19 protein-coding genes are annotated in these 22,351 nt (G+C 38.1%); 2 read left to right on the top strand and 17 right to left on the bottom strand.

Features of this window, described 5'->3' with window-relative positions:
* Window positions 1–20: 20 nt before the first annotated feature.
* The 9 genes from PI20285_RS03925 to PI20285_RS03885 form a co-directional block, all read right to left on the bottom strand.
* A complete protein-coding gene (locus PI20285_RS03925) occupies window positions 21–1,019 on the bottom strand; it encodes a WYL domain-containing protein (RefSeq protein WP_057772934.1) in 999 nt (332 codons plus the stop codon).
* Between the two features lie 31 nt (window positions 1,020–1,050).
* Window positions 1,051–2,043, bottom strand: a complete 993-nt coding sequence (locus tag PI20285_RS03920) for an exonuclease domain-containing protein (RefSeq protein ID WP_057772932.1) — start codon at window positions 2,041–2,043, stop codon at window positions 1,051–1,053.
* Between the two features lie 213 nt (window positions 2,044–2,256).
* Window positions 2,257–3,087 (bottom strand): alpha/beta fold hydrolase, encoded by an 831-nt coding sequence (locus tag PI20285_RS03915; protein WP_057772930.1) that lies wholly within the window; start codon window positions 3,085–3,087, stop codon window positions 2,257–2,259.
* Between the two features lie 61 nt (window positions 3,088–3,148).
* Window positions 3,149–3,784 carry a malonate decarboxylase holo-ACP synthase gene (locus tag PI20285_RS03910; RefSeq protein ID WP_057772927.1) on the bottom strand — a complete coding sequence of 212 codons (636 nt, stop codon included), beginning with the start codon at window positions 3,782–3,784 and terminating at the stop codon, window positions 3,149–3,151.
* A gap of 2 nt (window positions 3,785–3,786) precedes the next feature.
* Window positions 3,787–5,454, bottom strand: coding sequence for a biotin-independent malonate decarboxylase subunit beta (gene mdcD, locus PI20285_RS03905; RefSeq protein ID WP_057772925.1), 1,668 nt, complete (start codon window positions 5,452–5,454; stop codon window positions 3,787–3,789).
* Window positions 5,444–5,743: a malonate decarboxylase subunit delta gene (locus PI20285_RS03900; protein ID WP_057772923.1), complete on the bottom strand. Its 300-nt coding sequence runs from the start codon at window positions 5,741–5,743 to the stop codon at window positions 5,444–5,446. Before PI20285_RS03900 ends, mdcD begins: the two co-directional genes overlap by 11 nt.
* 11 nt (window positions 5,744–5,754) lie before the next feature.
* The gene (locus PI20285_RS03895) at window positions 5,755–6,561 is read right to left on the bottom strand and encodes a triphosphoribosyl-dephospho-CoA synthase (protein ID WP_057772921.1); all 807 of its coding nucleotides are present in this window, start codon (window positions 6,559–6,561) and stop codon (window positions 5,755–5,757) included.
* Window positions 6,562–6,581: 20 nt separating this feature from the next.
* Window positions 6,582–8,225, bottom strand: a complete 1,644-nt coding sequence (mdcA, locus tag PI20285_RS03890; protein WP_057772919.1) for a malonate decarboxylase subunit alpha — start codon at window positions 8,223–8,225, stop codon at window positions 6,582–6,584.
* Window positions 8,226–8,307: 82 nt separating this feature from the next.
* Window positions 8,308–9,219: an ACP S-malonyltransferase gene (locus PI20285_RS03885; RefSeq protein WP_057772917.1), complete on the bottom strand. Its 912-nt coding sequence runs from the start codon at window positions 9,217–9,219 to the stop codon at window positions 8,308–8,310.
* Window positions 9,220–9,349: 130 nt separating this feature from the next.
* Between PI20285_RS03885 and PI20285_RS03880 the strand changes: the two genes are divergently transcribed.
* Both PI20285_RS03880 and PI20285_RS03875 read left to right on the top strand, forming a co-directional pair.
* Window positions 9,350–10,219, top strand: a complete 870-nt coding sequence (locus PI20285_RS03880; protein ID WP_057772915.1) for a LysR family transcriptional regulator — start codon at window positions 9,350–9,352, stop codon at window positions 10,217–10,219.
* 97 nt (window positions 10,220–10,316) lie between these two features.
* Window positions 10,317–11,414: an acyltransferase gene (locus tag PI20285_RS03875; protein ID WP_057772913.1), complete on the top strand. Its 1,098-nt coding sequence runs from the start codon at window positions 10,317–10,319 to the stop codon at window positions 11,412–11,414.
* A gap of 74 nt (window positions 11,415–11,488) precedes the next feature.
* On the opposite strand, the gene PI20285_RS03870 is transcribed toward PI20285_RS03875, so the two are convergent.
* The 8 genes from PI20285_RS03870 to smc all read right to left on the bottom strand — a co-directional run bounded on the left by PI20285_RS03870 (window position 11,489) and on the right by smc (window position 22,347).
* Window positions 11,489–13,075, bottom strand: a complete 1,587-nt coding sequence (locus tag PI20285_RS03870; RefSeq protein WP_057772911.1) for an alpha-L-rhamnosidase-related protein — start codon at window positions 13,073–13,075, stop codon at window positions 11,489–11,491.
* 200 nt (window positions 13,076–13,275) lie between these two features.
* Window positions 13,276–13,923 (bottom strand): pyroglutamyl-peptidase I, encoded by a 648-nt coding sequence (pcp, locus tag PI20285_RS03865; protein ID WP_057772909.1) that lies wholly within the window; start codon window positions 13,921–13,923, stop codon window positions 13,276–13,278.
* 17 nt (window positions 13,924–13,940) lie between these two features.
* Window positions 13,941–14,864: a DUF979 domain-containing protein gene (locus PI20285_RS03860; RefSeq protein ID WP_057772907.1), complete on the bottom strand. Its 924-nt coding sequence runs from the start codon at window positions 14,862–14,864 to the stop codon at window positions 13,941–13,943.
* Window positions 14,857–15,531 (bottom strand): DUF969 domain-containing protein, encoded by a 675-nt coding sequence (locus PI20285_RS03855; RefSeq protein ID WP_057772905.1) that lies wholly within the window; start codon window positions 15,529–15,531, stop codon window positions 14,857–14,859. The genes PI20285_RS03860 and PI20285_RS03855 overlap by 8 nt, the downstream gene beginning before the upstream one ends.
* A gap of 296 nt (window positions 15,532–15,827) precedes the next feature.
* Window positions 15,828–17,261, bottom strand: a complete 1,434-nt coding sequence (ffh, locus tag PI20285_RS03850) for a signal recognition particle protein (RefSeq protein WP_057772903.1) — start codon at window positions 17,259–17,261, stop codon at window positions 15,828–15,830.
* Between the two features lie 17 nt (window positions 17,262–17,278).
* Window positions 17,279–17,620 (bottom strand): putative DNA-binding protein, encoded by a 342-nt coding sequence (locus PI20285_RS03845; protein WP_057772901.1) that lies wholly within the window; start codon window positions 17,618–17,620, stop codon window positions 17,279–17,281.
* A gap of 15 nt (window positions 17,621–17,635) precedes the next feature.
* Complete coding sequence (gene ftsY / locus PI20285_RS03840; RefSeq protein ID WP_082623247.1) at window positions 17,636–18,781, bottom strand: signal recognition particle-docking protein FtsY; 1,146 nt, start codon at window positions 18,779–18,781, stop codon at window positions 17,636–17,638.
* Window positions 18,778–22,347: a chromosome segregation protein SMC gene (gene smc, locus PI20285_RS03835; protein WP_057772899.1), complete on the bottom strand. Its 3,570-nt coding sequence runs from the start codon at window positions 22,345–22,347 to the stop codon at window positions 18,778–18,780. Before smc ends, ftsY begins: the two co-directional genes overlap by 4 nt.
* Window positions 22,348–22,351 lie beyond the last annotated feature (4 nt).

Below are 22,351 nucleotides of genomic sequence, written 5' to 3'. Positions count from 1 at the left end.
TTTAGTTACGCCATTATCTCCTAATCTTCATACTGTTCCAAAGATTTTTTGAGAATCTCTCTAATTTTTCTAACTAAAGAAATTGGTTCAATTACTTGGACGTTATTACCCTGACTTAATAACCAAAGCAGCGCTCCGTCTTCTCTTGCTGTGACTTTAATAATTGGATCGGCATTTTTCTCTGTATGAATAACTTCAGAAATCGGGAAATTGTTTAAGGCCGTGAGTACTGATATCCGACATTTGAATTTAAAAGTTATCGGATTCCCCAGAGGAATTAAATAAGCTTCCTTACGCTGATCCTGTAAATTATAGTGATTCGCATTCCTTTTAGTGTTTCCCGCTTCTTCTTTGATGATTTTATCTATCCGATCTAAACGGTACACCCTTACATTTTTTTGACCTGCGTGTTGCATCACGATATAAAAGAAGTGCGTATCAAAATATAAGATCTCTGGTTGTGCCTCATGAATTGTTATTTCAGAATTCGCATTTTTATAAGCAAACTTCAAAATATTTCTACTGATGATCGCCTGTGTACAGGCAGATATTTTTTTAAATAAGGCCGTTTTTTCGTATAGTTCAATATATCCATATTTTGGTATTTTTAAGTACTCTGTAAATTTTTCTTTTTGCGCCCTATCCATATTTTCAGATAGATAATCAAGCAATTGGTCTCGTTCCTTCTTAATCAAAGCACGACTACCTAGTATAATTTGAGCAATGGTCACGGCATAAGTAAATTTATCTTCTGCAGATGTTTTATTTTTAACATGATACACGGCATGCCGTTTAGAAAACGAACTATTTTGCATCTGACTTACAAGTTGCGTTTTGGACCCCGGAACATCTAGTACTGTTCTAATTTCGGCTAAATCGCGTTGAAACTTTCGTCTTCTAGCTTTCTCCTTCTCACCTTCTATTCCGTAAAAATCTTCCCAACTGTTAAAAGTAAACTGCTCTCCTTCAAGCAAGCGAAACATAACATCAAGGACTCGTTGTCTACTTGTATACTTCATCTCAAACACCCCTCGACCTTGTAAGAATCAATTACTCAACAATATCATTTCCGGAACATTGCCATTTTGCCGATTCTATTTTTTTTAAGCGTTGTGTTATCTCTCCACCATTCATAATTTGTAAGTGTCCGCATTTTTCAAAAAAATCATGTGCTGTTTTTTCTTCTAAACTCGGACCATTCTCTAATTTCTCTCCATCAATAAAAATATCAACATCCTTACTGATTTCTTGTGTCACCCGACCACCATACTTGACTACTAATTGTTTCATCTGAGAATTAGAGATCCCTTCAAATGTGCCGTAAACTACCACCTTTTGATGATCGAAAATACTCTGGTGATGGTTTTTTACCAGTACAGAAGCTAGCTCATCAGCGGCCAGATGCTGATAAACAATCGCTGTGGTTTTACAATCATTTAAAGAGTTATGAGAACGATTGTGAATGTCAAAATAATTTTTGAGCGTAGGTAAACTATATTTAGAGGCCGGTACTCTTTTGGTCTTGGCGAGCAAAAAGGTATCAATGAGTCGATTATCACCAAAAGTCATGCCATTGGCCTTCAAAAATGGGATATCAAAACGAACAATATTATGTCCAACAATTGGATAATTACCAATAAAAGACCGATAGCTAGAAGCTATTTCATGAAATGTCGGTGCATCTTCAAGCATCTGCGCTGTTATTCCAGTAAGATTACTGATGAAGCCTGTGAGTGGTTGTACTGGTTTCACAAACGTATCAAATTGTTCAACCTGTTTATCGTTATAATATTTAATCGCGCTAAGTTGAATCACTTCGTCTTTGTCTCTAGCCAACCCAGTTGACTCGATATCAATGACCACATAATCATGAGGGAGGTTTGCAACTGATCCTTGAGCATTTTTACCGTATTTTAACGTCTGGATAATTATATACATCAAAAATTCTTTTTTGGCTTTAGTTGTCATATCCGCTTCATCCAAATAAGAATTAATTTGGGAATCTTTAACTAGTTTGGCGTACACCTCTTCGTAACTTATCATCTCGATACCACCTATTTTGATTATTCAAATGCTTCGTTATTTGTAATAATACTCATGTTGACGACACCATGTGTCATTCGTAAAGTTTATATTCTCAGGTAAATTTTAAATTGTATTTTTTTTGAACAACCGCAAAAATAGTCATGAAAACAAAAATATTCTTTGATAGGTGATTGTCTTTTATAGACCCAACCTTACCAAAGAATATTTCTTTTAATCTCTTATATTATTTTGACATAAATCTTTTGAAATAACCTGGCGCCGATGGTTTTTCAACAAGAAGTGTCTCAATAATTGATTGAATTCATCCGGAACTTCCGCCATGATTACATGGCCACAATTATTAAGTTTAACGCCGCTGACACAGGAATTGGTGCCCGATACTTCATCCACAAAGGCGGCTTTATAGTATGGACTTTGAACTGCTGACATTAACATTACTGGAACAGTTGTATTGGCTAGTGTTTCTCGCCAATCTTTCCGAAAATGATCCAACAGAAGTTGATAATTAGCTTCACGTCTAAACGGATTTTTATTTTTGGCATTAAACAATTCACCTATCACCCGTTGATCCAATCCATTTAAAGTTTCGTGAACTTCTGGAGAAATTTTTGAAACTTCTTGATAATTATTTTCATTTGCGTTTAAAAAACCAAACGACCAGTCCTTTGTATTCAACATTTTTGGTGTTTGATCCACACCGATTACACCTGCTACATCCGAAAACTGATCAATGTAGCCATAACATACACTAGCCCCCATCGAATGCCCAATTAAAAGGGGCGCGTGGATGTTTAACTTTTGAACAAGTTCCCGTAAATCTAAAATAAGACTATTCATTGATTGTGGAAAAACATTTCGTTGTGAACCACCCTGATTTCGATGGTCATACGTGATCACACGATACCCCATCTTTAACAAATATTGAACCTGCAACACCCAGATCTCTTTATAGCCACCAAAACCAGTCACCAGAATCACTGGATTTCCTTTACCTTGATCTAGATAATCAATCCAGACACCATCTGTTGTTTGAAATTTCATAAACTCACCATTCTAAGCTAAAAAGCGTCGCAACAATTAGTGTTACAACACTTTCTAGAATTTATTTTTCAGTTACTACTTTCCAAGGATCCGTTACTAAACGCGGGCCCTGATCTGTCTTCATTAAAATTGTTTGACTTCGGTTATTCGCATACTCTTCAAGAGAGAAACCATTTTGCTCCTCAACAACTTGCAAATCAATATGCACGCCATACTGATTTAATTCTGCAAGCAATTTTAAAGCCTCTTTATCACTAATTTTAGGAAATTTCTGAACAATGATATCTAAATCACTATGCACGTTAGCCATGGATCTACCACTGGCCAGCTCGTATCCAGCACTTCCACCAATTCCCCACTCAAACTCACGCATAATTGGAACAATTGCTTCTAGAGCCTGAAAAACCGGCAGTGCCTTTCGGGAAGTATCTACGGAAACCCAAGCCTTTTTATGAACAAGTTCATATGGTGAAACTTTAGTTATGACCGCCTGTTCCGACACCGTCAAAGCTTGTCTTTGACTTCGAGTCTTCCCTCGCACACCCACTGGAATCATTCCAACTTTTTGCTCTCCTCGACGAACAACTACCCAAGGTGCGGATAATAAAGACTGACTTACCCATTCTGGAAAAGTCGGATTCTGTTTTAAAATCTTAACAATGTTTAGTTTAACTAAATCATGCGGGTAAAAATTCATAATTACTCACGCCACTGGTCAGCAACTGCTTGCCGCATCTTGATCGTTGCTACTCGGCCGCTTTCTTTAGCGATCTTTGTTTCATAACGGAAATGAAGGTTGTTGGCATCGCCTTTAGCACTATCAATCGCTTCATTAATAATTTTCTTCACTTTATCCACTGATTGGTCATCAGCATCCCATGAAGAAACACCCTTAACTAATTGATATAAAGCGCCAAGTTTTTCATAATTGTCAATGTCATAGGCCATGGCTGGTACATGTTTGGTTGCTTCTTCAAGTTCTGCAATCGTCCTTTGTGTAATCCGAGCTGCACTAGCTTTGGACATTGCCTGAATTGTAATTGAATCATCATCTAAGGCAATTAGACGGTTAGATTGTAATCCATGGGCCAAAAAGCCACCAGATACTGCATCACCTGGAATAAAGGAGATAACAGGATGTCCAGCTTGACGTGCTTTAGCATATGCTGCAGCACTAGAAGCCAAAGACACATGAATACCAATTAGTTCTTCCTTATATCCGTACGCCTGACTAGGAACATCCACGATAATAATAATTGGTCGTTTATTTTCTTTGTCTGCATCTTCTTTGATCACCTGATTGACCACGTTGGCAATCGCGAATCCTTCTTGTAAACCAGCTTCACCATTACGAACACGTGGAAAATGATTTTTTGGATCGGGCACAATTGCAATATAAGTTTTGCCACTGACGGTTGCTTGTAGAACGGTTGAAACGTTTGTTTCGGCATTTTTAATACCGGTTAATTTTTCAAACCAAAGACGTCCGCGGCTTTTGGCCTTCTCATCTGGTGTAGAAACTGCCTCACTAATTGGGTGCGAAATAGTTTTTACATCTTTGTATAAGTTACGATACTCAGTTGTATTCAATGATTTACTCATATCTAGTTTGTCTAACAACGAAAGATAAAAATCTGCTTTTTCAGTTCGTTTTGCATCTTTCTTTTCAGAAATAGCTTTACTAACAGCATCTCTCATCACTTCAACGGAATCTTCTACAACTTCATCAACAATCCCAGTTACTGAACGCTGTTTTGTCCCCAATGTATCCCAGATAAGATCTTTGTCGCTTGAATCAAATTCACGAACACCAGCTTCTTGTTCAATAACTTCAGGACCATTTAAACCAATCCGTGCTTTCTTGGTCGCAATCAAGTACGACAAAATTGCTGAGGTAATTGACATTCCACCAAAAGAGCCAACCCTTCCAGGCACAAGCCCAATGACTGGCACATATTTTTTAATAGCAACAACGGCATTTTGAATTTCTGAAATTGAAAGCAACCCGTAATTAGCTTCCTGTAAACGAACTCCACCAGTATCCAAAATAATAATTGGATAAATTGTTGTGCCGTTTTGATTGTCTTTTAAAACTTGTTCCAAAGCAGCAACAATTTTGGCACCACTGACTTCACCGATTCCGCCGCCTTGAAAAGCAGATTCAATTGAAATAACTAAAACGTTTTTCTTTTCCAGTTGACCTTTCATTAAGATCACACCATCATCACTCTCAGGCACGATTCCTTGCGGTTCCAGGTGTGGCGAAATCATGTTATCAAATGGTCCGACAAGTTCTCGTCTCGTTCCTTCATCCAATAAGGCGGTCGCTCTGTCACGACCACTTAATTCAACAAAACTATTCTTCATTGTCCAGCGCCTCCATTGCTTGAGTTAAACGTAAGTTCACAACACCGGGAGTAGCTCCGAAATCATTAATTTCAATATCTGCTAATAATGGATAACGTTCAAAGAACCGGGCCAACACATTTTGCCAAACCTCTTTAAAACCGTCACTTCCAGTTACAATATTTAAAGTAGTTTCTTTTGAAGTAGCTGGTTTGAAAATAACTTCCAAGTCCCCTGATGCTACAACACCCACATGAACGGGATGCTGAACAGGTTTTGTATTTTTAAAAGAAAAAGTTAATTTTTCCATTTTTATCCTCCTTATAAATCAAAATTGTGTAAGAAATAGGTTGCAGCAAAAAGATCCGCACATCCACCAGGAGATATTTGATAATGATCCACCGTTTTTTGTAAATCTCGAAAAGCAAGGCTGTTTAAAGTGTCCGATTCTTCATAAGCGGACCGAGCTTCGTTTTGAAACTGCCTCAAAACTTTGAGATTACTCCGATGAATAACATTTGTATCATCGACGTTTGCGTATAGTGTGCACAATACTTTGAGCCATTGGTCTTGATCAATTTGTTTACTAGTCCTGATAATATTTAGGGCCTTTTCTACATTTGGAAAACCATCTGCGGCTTCCTCACGAGCGCCGTTTACATGATACTGTTGCTTAGCTTTAGACACGTACGTAGGTTTGGCATGCGCATTTACAAACCGATCAGGGATTTGCGCTAACTGTCCTGCTTTTTCAAAAATATCAGTTGTATTAGTGGTGTTAGCACTACTCGTCACGGAAACCAATACGCCTAGCGCCCAAATAGCTCCTTTATGAGTATTAATCCCATGGGTTGTTTCGAACATTTTTTGTTCTCCTTTACGCCCAATTGCCCCAATTTGTTCTCGCAGATCTCGTGAGATTGGTGCATGCTCGGAAACAACTGCAATTTGTAAAAATGTTTCATACAGACTATCAGCAGAACGCAAAAATAAGTCGATGTTCATGTCAGTATGAGATCCGTTAGAGATTTTAGTAACCAGTCCCGGTTTGGGTGAAAACCTGGCTTCCCATTTCAATGCATTTACGGCCTGAGTGGCTAATTTTTCTGCTGAACTTACTCTTATCACAATCCTCACTCCAAATTATTTTATGACCAACTACGGAATTTTGCTGGTGGCGTATAAAGTCCATTCGACCACTCAACTAAATCATCCATTGTCTGGGCCGCCAATAAAGAACGTTTTGCTTGCCCACGAGCTACACCAATATCCTCTGGTAATGCAACAATGCCACGAGCACGTAAATCTGCTAATGTTTTAGCATTACTTCGCAAACCAACAGGTGTTACTCCGGCAATCGCTTCAATTGCAGCTTGGCGTTCCGCCATACTGTCTGTCTTGTAAAGATATGCAATTCCTTCTTCAGTCACGATATGGGTCGTATCCTCACTATAAATCATGATTGGTACATTCTTTAATTTAGCTTCCTTACGAACCTCTTCGGCATCCAAATGATCGACAAAAACTGGTTTCTTGTTAGCTCCAAAGGTTTCTACCATTTGAACAACTAATTTTTGACCTTTACCAAGCGGATCGTTATCAGGTCGCAAACTCTGCCAGGCAGGTGTTGAATGACGACGTCCAGTAGGGTTACTTCCCATGTTTGGGGCACCACCAAATCCTGATAGACGGCCATTTGTAACCGTTGAAGAATTACCAAATTTATCGATTTGTAAAGTTGAACCTACAAACATATCTAAAGCATATTGGCCAGCCATTTGGCCGTAAGCACGGTTGGAACGCATACTGCCATCTTTTCCAACGAAAAAAATGTCAGGTCGGGCCGCAATATACTTTTCCATCCCAACTTCGCCACCAAAACTATGAATAGATTTAATCCATCCACTTTCAATGGCGGGAATTAACGTCGGCGTTGGATTAACTTCCCAGTTAGGAATAATTTTCCCTTTTAATCCAAGTTGTTCGCCATATGTTGGTAAAAGTAATTCAATAGCTGCTGTATTAAAACCAACTCCATGGTTTACAGACTGAACATTGTGCTTTTCGTAAATTCCGCGAATAGCCATCATGCCCATTAAAACTTGCAATTCAGTAATGTTTTGTGGGTCTCTTGTAAACAATGGTTCCAATTGATAAGGCTCATCAGCTGGAATCACCACATCTACCCAATCACTAGGAATATCAACGCGCGGAACTTTATCAACAATTTCATTAGCCTGGACAATAACAATTCCATCCTTGAACGCTGCCGACTCAACAATGACTGGCGTTTCCTCAGTGTTGTTACCTGTATACAAGTTTCCGTCACGATCAACCTTATCTGCTGCAACCAAAACAACATTTGGAATTAAATCAACAAAAAGACGCGCATATAATTCAAGATACGTATGAATATCCCCAACCTGCATCGTACCATCAGCGATCATTTGAGAAACTCGCGTACTTTGCAGACCAGCAAAAGAAAAGTCCATCTTATTTGCAATCCCTAAATCGAACAGGTCCAAATGTTCTGGACGTGAAATACTCGACATAATCATATGCAAACCATGAACCTTTTCAGGATCAACACTGGCTAACACTTTAGATAAAAAGCTTGCTTGTTTCTGATTATCGCCTTCTAAAACTACCTTATCGTCTGAATCGATTAACAATTCTAATAATTCTTTTGCATTTTGAGTTTTAGCAAACTTGCCATCAAGTAAACTAGCAGCATTTTCTATTTTTTGCTGTTTTGCATCCCGATGAGTTGTCCAACTTTTAATTTCACTCATGTTATTTCTCCTCTTCGTAATTAATGTCTATTTTGCTTTCGCATTGCTTTCGCAAAATCTTATTCACATTACCATCAATTCTTTAACTTAATTTCTGCCATTTTGTTAATAAAAACTTAGCATCATCCAAACCCATATCCGCCATTGAAATGGTCCGCATATCTGGTAACTTAGTTTTAAGTAACCCGGTCATAACATGGCCTGGTGAAAATTCAACTGCTGAATCCATCAAATACTCCTTAGCCACATCCATCATGACATCCCAATACACCGGGTAGGCCAAATTATTTCCTAAATCATAAGCTACTTCTTCAACGCTTCTGGTTGCATGGCCGTTATAATCTGCTAAATAAATACAAGTTGGTTTTTGTAATTGAATCTTTCCCAACGCATCCGTTAACTCTTTTGCAACACCTCTCATCAAAGGCGAGTGCGATGGAACTGGGACTCTAAGTAATTTTGCTTTTTGAGCACCCTTTTGCTTTGCTTTTTCCAAAATTTGCTTGATTCCTGCAATATTTCCAGATATCGTAACCTGTAATTGTGAATTTTGATTGGAAACATAAACAGGCGCTTTTTCATCAAATTCACTATCCACAATTGCGGCCACTTCGTTACGCAAAAGCCCAACAATGACGCCCATTCCGTATCCTTTAGGGTATGCATTCTGCATTTCTTTTGCTCGAAGTGCAACAATTTTAATTGCATCTGTCGTCTTAATTACTCCTGCTGCATACGCTGCCGCAAAAACACCCAGAGAATGCCCTGCGACCAGATTGGGCTGCCAACCCGTAGCCTTCATTTCATCTACTTGACTTAACTGTAAAATTAGAATACTTAACTGAATCTGAACAGAATCCATATAACCTTGATCGGTATCTTCCAATTTAATACCAGTTAATTCAGTAACCTGCTTTCGTAAGGATAGTGCCGTGGTTGATAACATTCCTTGGCGTTGTGATCCTTGACCTGGAAACATCCATAAAGTATTCATATTTCACATGCCAGCTTTCATTTTAATTAATCTCACAAGGGTTACTTTAATATCATTTCGGTAATATGTATAATAGAAAGATGGAATGATACATAACCAAATGGTTAACTATAAAAGGAGCGTCATTAAAATGAATCTCACTCACCTACGTTATTTTTCGGTTGTCGCCAGCCAAGAAAGCATTACAAAAGCATCTGAACTTCTTTTTGTATCACAATCTGCTGTAAGTAAGACCATCAAACAGCTCGAATCCGAGCTTAACGTACAGCTCTTTGATCGGGTAGGAAGAACTATCAAACTCAACCGTGCTGGTAAACTATTTTACAGTTATGTGAATGACAGTCTGAACTTGCTTGATCGGGGTATTTCCTCTGTGTCCGGTGGAATCAAAACTTCTGAACAACCAATCTCAATTCTATTTGAAGTCGGTTCTACTTTGATTCCTCAAATAGTGAACCGCATCCAAAAAAATTTACCCAATGTTCGTTTGAATATTGCTCAACATGTTCAAATGGATACGGATTTGCAGCAGTACGACTTTATCGTTACGACCCGGAAGATTCCGAAATATTTTACTGCCCCTATAATTAGTGAAGAGATTTTTGTTGGCTGGAAATCCGACTACCCAAACAACACCATAAATCCATCCACTCTGATTAACACGCAGTTTGTCGGCCTCGGCAGTCATAATCAACTACGAAAAACTATTGATACTTATTTTGAACAACATCAATTAACAATAAAATTTAAATACGAAACTGATGATCCAGCAACTGTCCGCGGCCTGATCGATGAAGGCGTTGGGATGACGTTTATCCCCGCAGTTACCTGGCAAAATGTCGGTAACCATTTGCATCTTGCCCGATTAACTCCTGATGTAATGCGTCGAACGATATATCTTTGTTCATCGACCCATCAACTAAACAATATTCAGCGAGAAATCAGCAACGAATTGGTTGAAATTTTTGTGGATGCTCAAAAACATGAATTAAAAATTTAGTTTGCCAATTTTTAAATAACCTGCTATATTTACTTTGCAATCTACTTTGTCATTTTTAATTGATCTCACAACTTCAATAAAGGTGGCAACTCTATCAATGACAACAAAAACAAACACACCAGCAGCTGATGTTGGTGATTATATGAAAGTTTTTGCCTGTACTGCAGTTATGATGCAAACTGTCCTTTCACTTGTCTTAACAACTGGACCCAGTCTGAATGTGCAAACAGGAATCGGTGTTGTATATAATCTTGTGAAATATACAGCGCCGGCATTTATTTTTGGAATCTTATTCACAACCATTCGAACAAATGAGACTTCTGACCTTCGTAATTACGGAAGTTATATGTCTAAACAGTTTTCAGCTTTGTTCGTACCAACTTTTTGGTGGACGCTAATTTACCTAATTTGTTTACCGAATGTTCAACAAATTACCAAATTTCATAATATCACCAGCTTTTTATGGCAATTTATCAATGGTAATGCGGCTCCTCATCTTTGGTACAACACGATGATGCTTCAATTTATCATTTTGATGCCATTTTTTTGGTGGTTGTCACGGTGGACAGTGAAATCTACTAAACGCTTGTATGTCGTTTTAGCAATCACTATAATTGGTTATTTCTGCTGGCTATTGTTTTATGATCACTTTGTTTTCTACGGATCACAAATGCAAAATTGGTATTTATTGGATCGAATTTTTATTAGTTTTATTATTTACGGTATTTTAGGTGCTTTAGCTTGGAAGAAACACGCTCAGCTAGAAAACCTGCTTCGTAAATTTTGGTGGCTTATTGCGATTGTCCTTGTCCTCTCCTTCGTTTGGACCAATGCCGAATTAAGTGGTTTTGGACATCCCGTAAGTTTGGCCAATGCAATTTACTACAAACCATCAATGACGATCTATGCCTTAGCGGTAATCGGACTGGTTGCTGCTTTAGCATTTATGAATATTCGTCAACGCTCAACAATTTTAAATCCAATGCACTTTTTAGCTACTTATGCTTACCGTGCATATTTATCAAACGTATTTTGGTTACAACTTATCTGGCATGTATTTGGTCATAGTTTAGGGAATGTTCATCCTGTATGGGCAATTATCAGTTGCTATATCATTACTTGGATATTATCTTTTGTTTCTGCGTACCTCTTTCATGTTGGTTGGTTTTCGATTAAAAATAAAATTCATGGTTAATTCCAAAAAAAAGTCTCTGAAAAATATTTTCAGAGGCTTTTTCTATTTTTAAAAGTTTGATTAACCAATATATCTTATTCATTAATTAAGTATTTTCTAATTAAATACGTCGGCGTGCAGCTCAACGCATGGCAATAACTATTAATAATCGGAGAACCATATGGTGAGAAGTGAAGATCCTCAGGTTTAAAGGCTTCCCAAAAAGTATCAGCACCCAATTGAATCATTTTACCCCAATAATTTTTGATCAATTGAATTCCTTCTTTTTGATGGTCCGATTCAAACAATGCTTCCGCAATGTGATGGTACATGTACGGTGTTGCAATGCCAGTCACCGGGAAAAATCGTTTTATGCCATTGGTCATTAACTGTTTGTTTTGCTCATCAGTCAATACATGTGCCAGAACCATCCATACTTGACTAGCAATATTAATTTCTTGTTTAGAGCCACTAACAAAGAATCCCTTTGTCTTATCAAATAACTGTTTTTGCGCAAAGTTAGAATACTTTTCGATTAACCGTTGATATTTAGCGGCATCTTCGTTTGCTTGCACTTTAGCTAACTCAACAAATTGCTTCAGCACATAGATGAGAATTGCTTGCCCAGCAGTTTGCTTATCAAAATTGTTTGACCAATCAACAAATACTGGCCATTTTTCATTTGGCTGGAGTTTTCCTTGACTGTCTACTTCTTCTAAAGCCAAATCCATTTCTTTTTTTGCAACGGGATATAAGTCGTTAAGAACTTCAGTGTCACGAAAATTATCAAAGTAATCCTTCAATACTGAAATAAAAAACAAACTATAATCATACATAAATGTATCATCCGGTATTGGATTTGAGTTAGTAAAAATATTTGCAGAAATTTTTCCGTCCGTTGTGGGCATTGAGCCAAATAAATACAAGCAGCGTTTAACTAATTTTTGATTATTAAACGTCTTGTAGTTCGTTAAAGCCTGTAACCTTAAATCCCCTAACCAAAGCCTACGATCTCGCTTAGGTCCGTCCTCAAAGACCTCCTGCATACAATCATGCAAGGTCTTAATACTTATCTCATCGATTTTTTTTAACTCAGGATCTTTAATTTCCACTTTTGGAACATCTTGCAACGAAACGGCACTTTCTGTTGTGACAATTGGCTTGCTAAAACTAGCCAGCCATTTAGGTGAAGAATCTTTCACTTCAATTTCAACATATCGAAACGCATATCTTCTTGGTAATTCCAGCCGTGTCGGTAAGACATCTAAATGGATAAATTCTTCTGAAATCCAAGCACTGCTTAACCAACCCTCATAAGAGTTTGCATCAATACCAATTTCAGCCGGCGTTTCAGCAAAGGTTAGATGTAAAAATAGTGGTGAATCCATTGGTGATCCCACTGAATCAATGTTGATACTGAAGCGTCCCACTTGATGATCACCAAAATCTAGAACTAATTTACCATTTTTACCTAAGCTATAATCTGCTAAACTCTCAATTTTATTTTTATTTGACACCGCTTTAAAACCGTTCATTGCCGAGTGATCTGCAATAATATCGACTAAATCAACTGGTTCTACCGTTGTATGGTGAAGTTTTGTGCGATTATCTTCAGTTTTCTTTAATAATTTTTCATTATGATCAAAATTGACATCATGATTAATTTGAAATGTAAAAGCCATAATTTTTACTTCCTTTACAATATGGATTTAAATCCGCTTGGCACTATTAAAGATTAAATCTGTGGATCCTAATTTATTATACCCATTTGATCGGAGAAATCGCGTTTTGCGACTAAAATAAAAACAGGTTTAATTCCAAATATCTTATACTTGGTTTAAACCTGCTTTTAGATATGACTGATAAAGTCATTCTATCATTTTTAAGCAATACTACCTTCAACGCTTTCAATATCTTTCTTACCGTCCATCTCAACAATTGCTTCAATAGCAGCTGTTATCCCACGGACATCATCATTCAAACTCAACGCAGCCGTGTTTGGGCGTGTTGTAACCTGCTCTGGCAAAAATGGAATGTGCATAAATCCAGCTTTCAAATCATGAAATTCTTTATCAATCATATACTGGACCTGATACATAATATGATTACATACATAAGTTCCGGCAGTTGTCGAAACACTGCTTGGCAAACCAACCTTACGGATTGCTTTCGCCATGGCTTTGACTGGCAATTCAGTAAAGTAAGCATTCTGACCATCTTCATGAATTGGTGTATTTAAAGGCTGATATCCTGCGTTGTCTTTAATTCGACCATCATCAAAATTAATTGCCACTCGTTCAGGCGTTAAACCAAAACGGCCACCCGCTTGACCAATGCTTAAAACGTAATCTGGTTTTTCTTTTACAATTGCCTCATGTGTAACTTCGGCACATTTTCCAAAGATTGTGGGAATCTCTACTTTCACAATATCTGCTCCAGCAATCTTATCTGGTAACTTTTTAACAGCCTCTATCGCTGGGTTGATCTTATCATCACCAAATGGGTCAAAACCTGTCACAAGAATTTTCATATTTTATCTCCTCGTTTCTAAAATGCTAGTACATACATTAAAATAATTTGAATCAGCAACATACAAATTGCAATTGGTGCCTGTTGTTTAATGACTCCCAATGTATCCTTCATTTCCATCAATGCGACTGGTAATGTATTAAAGTTTGCAGCCATCGGTGTTAGCAACGTACCGCAATATCCTGAAGTCATTCCTAATGCTGCTACAACGACAGCCGCACCACCTTGAGCAACCACAAACGGAATTCCAATCCCAGCAGTGATAACCGCAAAAGCGGCAAAAGCATTACCCATGATAACTGTAAATACCGCCATTGCAACACAGTATAAGACTACTCCCAAGAGATGATTTCCTACAGGAAAGACGCTTGAAATTGCTTTAGCAGTTACAGTCCCAACACCGGAAGCGGTGAAAACCACGCCAAGAGTTGCTAATAATTGTGGTAAAATTCCGGCAGATCCCATCGAACGCACCATTCGTTGACTATCTTCATAAACCGTTTTGCCACCGGCCTTTGTGAGCCACATAGCAACAATTAAGGAAACTATCGCCGCTACACCAATTCCAACTTGTCCACCAAATGGCGTAAATTGTGCAACTAAAATCGCAGTTACAGCTAGAATAATACTTGGCAGGAAAATCCAACCACCCAATCGTTTTGCGGACGCCTCAGATACCTCTTTATTGAGAGGTTTTATGTGACCAACTTTTACCTGTTTCAATAAAGAAAGTGCACCAATCACAAGTAATAAAGCTCCGACAACTGCATTAGGTAACCACTGACCAATTCCAAAGATAATTGCAAATATTAACCAAAATGCTGCGGTACCAAAGCGAGCAGTATTAGTTTTATCACGAACCGATTCGATTGAAGCAATTAAAAACGTTGCTCCAATCAACATGTAAAAGAAAGTCAGAATATTATTAATTAAACTAGTCATTATTCTTTCCCTCTTTCAAAAGTTTACGATCAAACATGTGGTTATACCAGAATACCAATACAATTGTGAGAATAGCCACAGGAATTGAATACAAGGCAATTCCATTTGGAGCTACCTTGTAGCCTAAAGATTTCATTGTGCTTGCCATTAATAAAACTCCTGATGACGCAACGAAAAGGTTCTGTGAAAAGAAGTTTCCAAAATTTTCTGTTGCTGCAGAGCGAGCTTTAATTCGATCGATTTGTTTTTCTGTCAATTTTGTTTCAACACTAGCGGCTGCCTGCGCCATTGGATTGATCAGTGGTCGAATAAACTGAACCTGGCCTTGTAAAGAAATCCCAAACAAAGATGCTGCTTCACGAATCAATAAATAAATGTCAAAGATTCGCCCTGGTGTCAGATTCTTCAATTTCTGAATCAAGTTAACCGCTGATTCTTTTAAACCGTGTCGTTCAATGACACCGATCATCGGCAAGGTTAGAAAGAACAATGACACCATTCGATTATCCATAAATCCTTGTCCTAAGATTTCTAGGAATTTTGTAAAATCAATCCCAGAAGCTAATGCCGTCACTAAGGCCGAAATAATAACCACAGCAACCGTATCCAGCTTAAATGCAAATCCTAGAATAATTACTAAAACTCCAATCAGTTTTATGTATTCCATGTGAAACCTCCTCTAATCAAGTATTGATCATTAGTATGTATATTAAAAACTTATCATTATTTTTTAACCTTTTCAACCATAACTTAATTTTCAAGTTTCGGTTTGATTCCATTTACCAAACGATTGATTTAAAATTAGCAGGTCCTATCAAAAATAATTGATAAAAAACTATTTAAAAATTATATGGAGGCTTGCTAACATTGGTTCTTCACCAATAACGAAATTTGTGAACCAAAAAAGCATTCAGAATCAAATTCTGAATGCTTTTAAAAACCACTAAAACAATTTTTCTTAATTTATTTATTTCGTTTATTTTTCTTCATGCGTTTCTTCTTACGCTTTTTACCCTTACGAACCATTGAGTTCATAGCTAGCTTAGATAAACGACCAGTCACACCTTTACCAAGCATGCCTTCCATGCCATTGAAATTGCCCTTTGACATTTGATTCATCATTCTCTTCATTTGTCCGAATTGCTTGATCATCCTATTCACTTCAACAACTGGGCGACCGGAACCACCCGCAATTCGACGCCGGCGACTTGGATTTAACAAATCAGGATCTTCACGTTCAGCGGGAGTCATTGACATGACAATCGCCTTCATATGCGCCATATCTTTAGGATCAATATTAGCATTCTTCATCGCCGGATTATTGGCCATCCCTGGAATCATTTTCATGATATCTTCCATGGAACCCATATTCTGCATCTGATCCATTTGATCAACGAAATCATTAAAGTCAAAACTATTTTCCCGAATTTTCAGGGTCATGTCTTGCGCTTGTTTTTCGTCATATTCTTTTTGTGTTTTCTCGATTAGGGTAAGCATATCGCCCATCCCTAAAATCCGAGAAGCCATTCGATCAGGATGGAAAACATCCAAATCCGTCATCTTTTCGCCTTGGCCGATAAACTTAATTGGCTTACCAGTCACTGCCCGAATTGAAAGTGCAGCACCACCACGGGTATCGCCATCCAACTTAGTCAAAACAATCCCGGTTACGTCTAACTGATTATTAAACCCTTCAGCCGTGTTTACCGCATTTTGTCCAGTCATGGCATCAACAACTAACAGAATTTCATTTGGATGTGCTAGTTCTTTGATCCGAGCCAGCTCATCCATCAATTTTTCGTCAATTTGGAGACGACCAGCCGTATCAATAATAACGTAATCGTTATTTTCTTCTTGAGCCTTTTGTAATCCTTGACGCACAATTTCTACAGGATCTACATCAGTTCCTAATTGGAAAACGGGGACATCAATTTGTTGACCAACTTGAACTAACTGGTCAATAGCAGCCGGACGATAAACATCCCCTGCAATCATTAAAGGCCGTGCCTTTTGTTCATTCTTTAACTTTAAAGCTAATTTACCCGCAGTAGTTGTTTTACCAGCCCCTTGTAAACCAACCATCATAATAATTGTTGGAATTTTTGGTGACTTATTCAAATCAACCGCACTGTCACCCATGACTTTAACCAACTCATCATTAACAATTTTAACGATTTGTTGCGTTGGGTTCAGGCCTTCTAAAACATCAGCTCCAATTGCCTGGTCACGGACTGTTTTAACAAAGTTTTTAACAACGGTAAAATTGACATCCGCATCTAATAAGGCAAGACGGATTTCCCGCATTGCACTCTTTAAATCTGTTTCAGAAACTTTACCTTTTTTTCTTAATTTACTGAAAGCATTTTGAAGTCGTTCTGTTAAGCTTTCAAAAGCCATAGGTTAATCCCTACCTTTCATTCTGCTTCAATTGATTCTAAACTATCAATCAATTTGAGAAGCGTTTCATCATGTGCATAATTTTTTTTAACATAGGCCATCAAACGATCCGTCTGATGATTACGCGCCAAAAAATCGCCATAAATATGCAGTTTTTCCTCATAATCTTCAAGAATCTGAACGGTCCTCTTAATATTATCATACACTGCCTGCCGACTCACAGCGTAATTTTCTGCAATTTCTCCAAGAGAATAATCATCGGCATAATAAAGTTCCATATAGTTGCGTTGTTTTTTTGTTAATAATGACCCATAAAACTCAAAAAGGAAGTTTATGCGATTATTTTTTTCAATCTCCATCCAATCACACCAATCCTATTTTTCGTTTTCTAAGAAACCGCTAAACAATCCGTCTACGAAGTCCTTTGGTGAAAATGGACTCAGATCATCCACTTGTTCACCTAAGCCAACGTACTTAACCGAAAGATGCAACTGATTACGAATCGCCAAAACGATTCCACCTTTGGCCGTTCCATCCAACTTAGTCAAAATAATTCCAGTTACCGCCGTCGTTTCTTTAAATACCTTGGCTTGATTCATCGCATTTTGGCCCGTTGTGGCGTCCAAAACTAAGAGAATCTCTTGCGGCGCATGGGGAATTTCCCGCGTAATTACCCGTCGCATCTTATCCAGCTCATTCATAAGATTAACTTTATTTTGTAAACGACCAGCCGTGTCCACTAAAACCAAATCGTAATTCTCTTTTTTAGCTTTTTGAACCGCGTCAAAAACAACCGCTGCGGGATCACTTTTTTCCGGACCGGCCACAACAGGGACGCCATCACGTCGACCCCATTCTTGCAGCTGTTCAATCGCGCCGGCTCGGAAAGTATCGCAGGCAGCTAACAAAACTTTTTTGCCTCGCTTTTTAAACCGATTAGCCAATTTACCAATGCTGGTTGTTTTACCAACACCGTTAACACCAACAAACAAAAAGACACTGGGACCCTCTGCCGCAAAAATTAAATGGTTATCTTCAGTTGTGCCGTTTCGAGTATAGAGTGAAACTAATTTAGAAACAATTAAATTTGAAATTAGTTTTTGATCAGTTACGTGCTGTGATTCAATTTCTTCACGAACTTCATCACTAATTTGAACTGCCGTTTCAAAACCCACATCCGCGCCAATCAAGGTCTCTTCCAGGTCATCATAAAAATCATCATCGACCCCATTAAAATTTGTAAATAGTGCTGCCAATTTTTGACCAAAAGTCCGCCGAGATTTTTCAAGACCGCGATTATAGCGATCAACCTCTTCAGTTTGTTCTGTGGTCGCGTTTTGTGGATTAACTGGTATTTCTGGAGCTTTCTCTTCAACGGGTTTAGGAACTTCTTCTTTTTTTTCTTCAGTTGGTTTTTCGGTAATTACTTGTTCTTTTTTTTGTTGCTCTTCCAAAGCTTTTTGTTCTTCTAGAGCTTGTTGTTCTAATTTCTTTTTCTTTCTCCGACCAAATATACTCATTGTGTTTTAGTTTCCTTTCGTGAAAGATCTTCTAAGGATACCGAAGCCATTTTTGAAACTCCTGATTCCTGCATAGTTACCCCATACAAGACGTCGCATTCTACCATTGTACCCTTTCGATGGGTAATCACAACAAATTGCGTCTTTTCTTGGAAGTTACGAAGGTAATCAGCAAAACGACTAACATTAGCATCATCAAACGCCGCTTCAACTTCGTCTAGGATACAAAATGGCACTGGATTAACCTCTAAAATTGAGAAGAGTAGGGTAATTGCTGTCAATGCCCGTTCACCACCTGAAAGCAAACTTAAGCGTTGGAATTTCTTGCCAGGGGGCTGAGCCTTAATCTCAAGTCCGGTTGTCAATAAATGTTCCGGATCTGTAAGCTCAAGTTTTGCTTTACCACCGCCAAATATTTTAACAAACACTTTTGAAAATGACGCCGAAACTTGATCAAAAGTTGTTTTAAACCGGGTTGCCGCTTCTGTATCAATCTCGTTGATCGTTTCCAATAATTGTTTTTGGGAAGTCATCAAATCATCTTTTTGATCTGTTAAGAATTGATAGCGCGTAGATACACGTTGATATTCATCAATTGCACCCACATTTACATCGCCAATCTCAGCCAAACCTTTTTTAACAAGCTTTAACTGTCGTTCAAGATCTTCTTGGTCAATGGTCAAACAATCCTTTTTGGCTAATTCAAAACTTAATTGGTAGTTTTCACTTAAATCATTCAGCGCATGATCGACTTGTTCGCTGACCCGGGTTTGCTTAACCTTGATCGTTTGTAAATCATCCGTTGCAACAGAACTTAATTCTTGAATCCGCTGAAAATCAGTTTCTTTTTGCGTCAATGTTTGTTCAAGTACTTCAAAGCTGGCTTTTTGCGTACTTAGCTTCGATTGAAGGTCGTCAATTTGTTGTTGTCCTGCTACCAATTCCTGCTGAGTAGCCTGACTTTTAGAGCCTTGTGCCTGTTGTTGCTCCAACAAAGTTGCCTGACGACCTTTAGTATTTAAAATTTGTTGTTGCAGATTCGCTATGTTTTGTTCACGTTCGTTCAACGTTGTTTTCGCTTGTGATAATTTCACTTGAACTGTAGCCAATTGTTCTCGAATCTGTGTAATTGACTGCTGACCGGCACTTTGCGTTTGTCGCAATTGAGCTAATTCAGCCTTTTTGGTCTCTGTTTTCGTCGTAATGGTCGTCAAATCTGTATTTAGTGCTTTTTCTTGATCTGCTAAACTGGTCGATTGATTTTCAAAACTATTTTTGAAATCACCTTTTTGATTAAACTCATAACCAACCGCGGCAATTCGGTGATTCAGATCCTTAACCTGGTCATCAATAGTATCAAGTTGTCTTTGGGAATCCTTATATTGATCATTGACGGTATTAAAGTTCTGTCTGAGATCATTTCCTTTTGTTTCTGTTGTTGCCATTTTTTGTTTCAAATTTTGTACAAGTTCTTCTCGGCTCTCGAGTTCAGATTTCATTTGCGCAACTTGCTTGCTTAAATCATCACGTTGTTGCTTTTGCGTCAATAACCCCGCCGTTTGATGTCGATTAATTCCACCTGTCATCGAACCAGACGGATTAATAATTTCACCATTTAAGGTCACAAACTTCAACCGCATTGGTAATTTTTTTGAAATTTTAGAAGCATGATCTAAGTCGCTGGCAATTAAAATGTTCCCCAATAAATATTGTTTAACAAGCTCCAACTTGGGATCCGTTTCAACTAGATCTGAAGCAATTCCTTCAAATCCCTCAACAGTTTTAAGTTCCGTACGAATCTTTGGAGAAACTTGTTTCGCTCGAATCGTGGTTAAAGGTAGTAAGGTAACTCGTCCCGCGCGGTGTTGCGTTAAATACTGAATAATTTGCCGTGCGTCTTCATCCTTTTGAGTCACCAATTGTTGCAGCTGACTACCTAAAACCGTTTCGATCGCCTTGGTGTACTTTGCAGGCACTTTAAGCAAGTCCGAAACAACTCCAACCAGCCCACGAAATTGGTTCCGGTTCTTTAACACACTCTGGACACCCTGATAGAACCCCCGCAATTCAGTTTCCGAACTACTAAGCGTTTCCAAACGAGTCTTAGCCTGCTGATAAACTTGAATTGCTTGAAGCCAGCTGTCTTGGCCTTGTTTTTGCTGATCGGAAAATTTTTGATAATCAGCTAATGCAGCCTTCAACTGGTGCTCTGCTTCCGAAGTTTTGTCCTTTAACTCTGTAACTTGTGTTTGTTGCTCTGCATAGGTCTGCTTCAAGTTTTGTAACTGGGTCTGTAATTTAACAAGATCTGCATTCACGTGTAATTGCTGTTGACTATCTTGTTCGTAGCTCTTCTTTAGATTTGTTTGCTCGTTATGCACCTGTGCCAACTGTTGCATTTTCTCAATATAGTCAGCCTGTAACTGATCAATCATTTTCTGTGCCATTTGTTGGCGCTGTTGCATTTCTTTTTCTGAAAGACCTGTCAACTGCTCCTTCAAATCCGCAACCGTCTTCTGATAGCCACTAATTGCTGTTTCCAGCCGATGTTTTTTCTCTTGGTTTTCAGATAACTGCTGCTCATTTTTTTCAAGTGCTTGGTTTAATTCTTGAACCTGCTGTTGCTGATACTTAATCTTTTCTGAATCCACATTTTGCTGACCAGATAAATTTTCATACTTTCTGGTGGCTTCAAGCAAATCAGATTGCAACTGATCTTTTTGTGTCTCAGAAGCTTTTCTTTGGTTTTTCAACTCTGTGACATCAACATCTAATTTTTCTTTTTGATCAGCATATTGGATAACCAACTGTTCAGCTTTATCAATGTCTGCTTGCTTGGTATTACTTTGGCCTTGCAAATCGTCAATCAGATTCACTAATCGAGTTTTATCTAATTGATCAAATTGCTTTTTTTGATCCAAATAATCCTGTGCTAAACTACTTTGTTCTTCTAAAGGTCCGATTTGTGAATGAAGTTCTGCAATTAAATCACTTACCCGATCCAAATAATCTTTTGTTTTCGTTAATTCTTGTTCAGCTTTTTGTTTATCTTGTTTGTACGCCAAAACACCGGCGACTTCTTCAATAATCGTACGTCGGTCTTCCGGTTTGCTATTAAAAATCGCCTCAACGCGCCCTTGAGAAATTACTGAAAAAGAGTCACGCCCAAGACCGGTATCAATAAATAAATTTAAAACATCTTTTAAACGACAATCATTTTGATTAATTAAATACTGACTATCACCATTTCGAAAAAGTTTGCGAGTCACACTAACTTCTGTATAATCAGTCTTCAAAAAATGATCCGAATTATCAAAAGTAATGGTCACGGCAGCCCGATTTAAAGGCTTGCGATCTTGTGACCCAGCAAAAATAACATCTGGCATTTTACCACCACGGAGGCTTTTGGCAGACTGTTCTCCCATGACCCAGCGGACAGCTTCAATAATGTTACTCTTTCCACTCCCGTTCGGACCCACGATTCCGGTAATACCATCTTCAAAATTAATTGTCGTTTTATCAGCAAAGGATTTAAAGCCGCTGATCTGTAAGGCCTTAAGTTTCATGAAC

This window comes from Pediococcus inopinatus, from assembly GCF_002982135.1.
In the GTDB taxonomy this organism is placed as follows: domain Bacteria; phylum Bacillota; class Bacilli; order Lactobacillales; family Lactobacillaceae; genus Pediococcus; species Pediococcus inopinatus.
The sequence above is the reverse complement of the archived record's forward strand: the minus strand, read 5'-3'. Positions and strand labels throughout refer to the sequence as shown.

What these genes read in the sequence shown, in the direction of transcription:
- PI20285_RS03885 (WP_057772917.1), bottom strand. Translation starts at nt 9,219, where the DNA reads ATGAATACTTTATGGATGTTTCCAGGTCAAGGATCACAACGCCAAGGA.
- PI20285_RS03875 (WP_057772913.1), top strand. Translation starts at nt 10,317, where the DNA reads ATGACAACAAAAACAAACACACCAGCAGCTGATGTTGGTGATTATATG.
- PI20285_RS03870 (WP_057772911.1), bottom strand. Translation starts at nt 13,075, where the DNA reads ATGGCTTTTACATTTCAAATTAATCATGATGTCAATTTTGATCATAAT.
- PI20285_RS03880 (WP_057772915.1), top strand. Translation starts at nt 9,350, where the DNA reads ATGAATCTCACTCACCTACGTTATTTTTCGGTTGTCGCCAGCCAAGAA.
- mdcA (WP_057772919.1), bottom strand. Translation starts at nt 8,225, where the DNA reads ATGAGTGAAATTAAAAGTTGGACAACTCATCGGGATGCAAAACAGCAA.
- mdcD (WP_057772925.1), bottom strand. Translation starts at nt 5,454, where the DNA reads ATGAAGAATAGTTTTGTTGAATTAAGTGGTCGTGACAGAGCGACCGCC.
- ffh (WP_057772903.1), bottom strand. Translation starts at nt 17,261, where the DNA reads ATGGCTTTTGAAAGCTTAACAGAACGACTTCAAAATGCTTTCAGTAAA.
- PI20285_RS03900 (WP_057772923.1), bottom strand. Translation starts at nt 5,743, where the DNA reads ATGGAAAAATTAACTTTTTCTTTTAAAAATACAAAACCTGTTCAGCAT.
- ftsY (WP_082623247.1), bottom strand. Translation starts at nt 18,781, where the DNA reads ATGAGTATATTTGGTCGGAGAAAGAAAAAGAAATTAGAACAACAAGCT.
- PI20285_RS03915 (WP_057772930.1), bottom strand. Translation starts at nt 3,087, where the DNA reads ATGAAATTTCAAACAACAGATGGTGTCTGGATTGATTATCTAGATCAA.
- PI20285_RS03860 (WP_057772907.1), bottom strand. Translation starts at nt 14,864, where the DNA reads ATGACTAGTTTAATTAATAATATTCTGACTTTCTTTTACATGTTGATT.
- PI20285_RS03920 (WP_057772932.1), bottom strand. Translation starts at nt 2,043, where the DNA reads ATGATAAGTTACGAAGAGGTGTACGCCAAACTAGTTAAAGATTCCCAA.
- PI20285_RS03925 (WP_057772934.1), bottom strand. Translation starts at nt 1,019, where the DNA reads ATGAAGTATACAAGTAGACAACGAGTCCTTGATGTTATGTTTCGCTTG.
- PI20285_RS03855 (WP_057772905.1), bottom strand. Translation starts at nt 15,531, where the DNA reads ATGGAATACATAAAACTGATTGGAGTTTTAGTAATTATTCTAGGATTT.
- PI20285_RS03910 (WP_057772927.1), bottom strand. Translation starts at nt 3,784, where the DNA reads ATGAATTTTTACCCGCATGATTTAGTTAAACTAAACATTGTTAAGATT.
- pcp (WP_057772909.1), bottom strand. Translation starts at nt 13,923, where the DNA reads ATGAAAATTCTTGTGACAGGTTTTGACCCATTTGGTGATGATAAGATC.
- PI20285_RS03845 (WP_057772901.1), bottom strand. Translation starts at nt 17,620, where the DNA reads ATGGAGATTGAAAAAAATAATCGCATAAACTTCCTTTTTGAGTTTTAT.
- smc (WP_057772899.1), bottom strand. Translation starts at nt 22,347, where the DNA reads ATGAAACTTAAGGCCTTACAGATCAGCGGCTTTAAATCCTTTGCTGAT.